Below are 3,407 nucleotides of genomic sequence, written 5' to 3'. Positions count from 1 at the left end.
CTGCGGGATCTGTTCAACGGTCTTCGTTATGTAACCCGTTACGGTGTTGCGTGGCGGGCGATGCTGAACGATCTTCCGCCGTGAACTGGGGTTTACCAGCAATCCCGGTGCTGGATGAAAGCGATATACACACCAGAGTCTTCGCAGATTTTATGCTAAAAAATGCAGTCCGACTACTCATACAAAGTGCATAACACCCTCTAGAAAAAGGGGGAGGGTGAACCCTGAATATTGTTAAAATAATATAATTTAATGAATGATTTTCAATACGATATTGCAATAAAATAATTGACATATCGATACGATATCGTATTAATGGGAAGCAGATTAGCAAAAAACCTGGTGAATCTAGGTTGTGTTGTCTATAATTATTATTAAACAACAAAGATGTTGCTTAATAATAATATAAAAAATCCGACAAAGATGTCGGTACAATCACAGATAAAATTCAAAATATTATTGAATACATTCGTGTATTCAATAATATTTTGAACAATTACTCTCAATCGCAATTTATGGGATAGTTTATATGACATATAAAATACGAAAAAAACTATCATATTCCTTGTTTATTATGGCTCCCTATTTTTTTATTTCAAGTAATTTGGCTAATGCATCGATTAATAATAAAAGAGAAACTGAAACGAGTAAAATTGATTTACTTTTAATTAAATTAAAAGAAAGAGGATTAATTAACGATGCAGATATTTCAACGATAAAAGGAGAAGAATATAATAAAAAAAGAAATACTAATCACTCGAGAAAAATAGAAAAAAAGCCTATCATTGTAAATGGAGAAACAACAATATCTCCTAACAATCTAAAATATATGAAACCACGTTTTAATGATCAAGATGTCGTTGTAAGTTTTGATAAACCACAGAAAAATCCACTAGATATACGATATGTAACACCTGCTGATGATGGAATAGGTGTAAAAATAAAAGATGTAACTATTACATTTAATGCCTTAATAAATGCATTTTATGTTCGTGATAGTGGTGGCAAAGGTCCAACTATACTTGGTGGAATTGCAAATGCTGGAAAAAAAAGTTCGGCTTTGCGCGATGGTCTTTTGCCTGGGTATTTTATTACTAATATTGAAACACATAAATTTGGATGGGATATTGGTGCTCATATGGGGATTTATCCATCTATAAATAATGTTACTCAAAAAGATGGTGCAAATTCTGAAGGCATACCAGCCGCTTTAGCTACAGGTGGTATAGATGTCCGAAAACTATATGTAGTTTTAGCAAACCATAAATGGGGGCAATTTAAATTCGGACGAGATATAGGTTTATTTGCTGCCGATGCTGTTTTGAATGATATATCATTATTAGGTGTTGGTAGCCCTGGTCCTAACGCAGCACCAAGTGCAACATCTCTTGGACGTATTGGTGCAGGGATAGTTTATCCTGACTTTATGCCGCAAATTACATATTCGACCCCAGTTTGGAAAGGAACACAAGGATCTATAGGAATTTTTCAGCCTATGACCACAACAGGTGTTTCAGAAACAAATTCTAATCCAATGATTCAAACTCATGTATCATACAAAAGAAATATAGGAAAAGTATTAACTAATATATGGGCATCTTCAATTTATCAAAAACATAATTCAAATGAAACTTATAAAAAATATACTAGTGCAGCCTTTGATATTGGAACCAAGATAACTTATAAAAATGCAAATATTGTTGCTTACTACTATCAGGGAAGCGGTTTAGGAACCACCGGAATATTTATGTTATCAGAAGACTCCCGCGGTAAAGCAAGAAGAAGTCATGGATTCTATGTTCAAGGAACATATAAATACAAAAAACTTCAAATTGGTGCAAGTTATGGTGGAAGTTTTTTAAATAAAACAGGATATGATTATGATCCATATTTAGTTAAATCTAATATGAATTATATAATACAGGTAAGGTATAGCGTAATAAAGTGGGTTGATTTACTTGCTGAATACGTTGACACATGGTCTACAGCCCATAATTCATCCCATGTAAATTCAAATGATTTTGGACTGGGAGCTGTTATGGCTTTTTAATCTCTAATTTTGTTTATAAGGAGGTATGAGATATGAAGAAGATTACACATAGTAACGGTTATACAAGTCCACCTGCATATGCTGCGCTGAGAATTAAAGCGATTCAATCACTTTTGATAGAAAAAGGAATAGTATCAGAAGAAGCGCTCAATGAAGTTGTTGATATTTATGAAAATAAAGTCGGCCCTCACGATGGTGCTAAAATTATAGCTCGTGCCTGGACAGATGTTTCCTTCAGAAAAAAACTTTTAGATGATGGGACACAGACTTTATCTGAACTGGGCATGACAGGTTTTGAAGGTGCACATGTTGTATTTTTAGAAAACACTTCAGATATTCATAATGTTGTCGTTTGTACTTTATGCTCATGTTATCCGTGGGCTGTCTTAGGTTTGCCTCCTGCGTGGTTTAAAGCACCTCAGTATCGTTCAAGAGTTGTTATTGAACCCAGAAAAGTTCTTGAGGAATTTGGCACAAATATTCCAGATAATAAAGAAATACGTGTTTGGGATAGCACAGCTGAAATTCGTTATATTGTTATTCCTGAACGCCCTGAAGGAACAGAGAGCCTTAGTTCCAGCGAATTATCCTGTTTAATTACACGAGATTCTATGATCGGCACACGTCTGGCAAAATCAGTAAGGGAATAATAACTATGAACGGTGTACATGACGTCGGTGGCAAACATGGTTTTGGCCCCGTATTTACAATGGATAATGAACCAGTTTTTAGAGAGAACTGGGAAAAAGACGTCTTTAGTGTCATTGGTCTTTATTTTGCTTCAGGCCTCTGTCCTCTGGATGAATTCCGATATTCAATCGAAATAATGGATCCAGCGGAATATTTATCTACCCCTTATTATGTGCACTGGCTAAGGGCTGCTGAAAATTTATCTTACTGGAACGGGTTATTTACTGAAGAAGAATTAAATGAACGAATTAAACAGATTGAAAATGGAGAAAAAAAATGAAATTTCTGGAAGCGCAAGATGTATATAAAGCTATCAGAACTCCAACGTCTTTTACCAGAGATGAAACAGACAAACCTCAGTTTAAAACAGGCGATAGTGTAAAAGTTCGTAATTTGAACCCTACAGGTCATACACGTCTTCCACAGTATGTGAAGGGACATACAGGAGTGATTGATCGTCAGCATGGTTTTTTCGTTTTTCCCGATACTATGGCCCATGGGAAAGGTGACAACCCTCAGTATCTCTATAATGTTCGATTTTCTGTCGAAGAGCTATTCGGACCAGGTCAGAACAATAAAAATCAATTTGTTTATATTGATATGTGGGAATCTTATTTGGAGAAAAATAAATGAAACATAACTTCTTAAACTCTGAAAAAAATATTGA

At 34.9% G+C, this 3,407-nt stretch carries 4 protein-coding genes; all 4 read left to right on the top strand.

Annotation, left to right across the window (positions count from 1 at the left end; all coding sequences use genetic code 11):
- The first annotated feature begins 529 nt into the window (after window positions 1–529).
- Genes HK25_RS10305 through HK25_RS13510 form a run of 4 tightly spaced genes read left to right on the top strand, consistent with a single transcriptional unit; the run spans window position 530 to window position 3,373 of the window.
- Window positions 530–2,050: a porin gene (locus tag HK25_RS10305; RefSeq protein ID WP_086636140.1), complete on the top strand. Its 1,521-nt coding sequence runs from the start codon at window positions 530–532 to the stop codon at window positions 2,048–2,050.
- Window positions 2,051–2,082: 32 nt separating this feature from the next.
- Window positions 2,083–2,700 (top strand): nitrile hydratase subunit alpha, encoded by a 618-nt coding sequence (gene nthA / locus HK25_RS10300; RefSeq protein WP_086636139.1) that lies wholly within the window; start codon window positions 2,083–2,085, stop codon window positions 2,698–2,700.
- 5 nt (window positions 2,701–2,705) lie between these two features.
- Window positions 2,706–3,020, top strand: coding sequence for an SH3-like domain-containing protein (locus HK25_RS13515; protein ID WP_086636138.1), 315 nt, complete (start codon window positions 2,706–2,708; stop codon window positions 3,018–3,020).
- Window positions 3,017–3,373 (top strand): SH3-like domain-containing protein, encoded by a 357-nt coding sequence (locus tag HK25_RS13510; RefSeq protein ID WP_086636137.1) that lies wholly within the window; start codon window positions 3,017–3,019, stop codon window positions 3,371–3,373. Before HK25_RS13515 ends, HK25_RS13510 begins: the two co-directional genes overlap by 4 nt.
- Window positions 3,374–3,407: the final 34 nt, after the last annotated feature.

This window comes from Acetobacter sp. DsW_059, from assembly GCF_002153695.1.
Classification (GTDB): domain Bacteria; phylum Pseudomonadota; class Alphaproteobacteria; order Acetobacterales; family Acetobacteraceae; genus Acetobacter; species Acetobacter thailandicus.
This window is presented reverse-complemented; position numbering and strand designations above follow the sequence as displayed.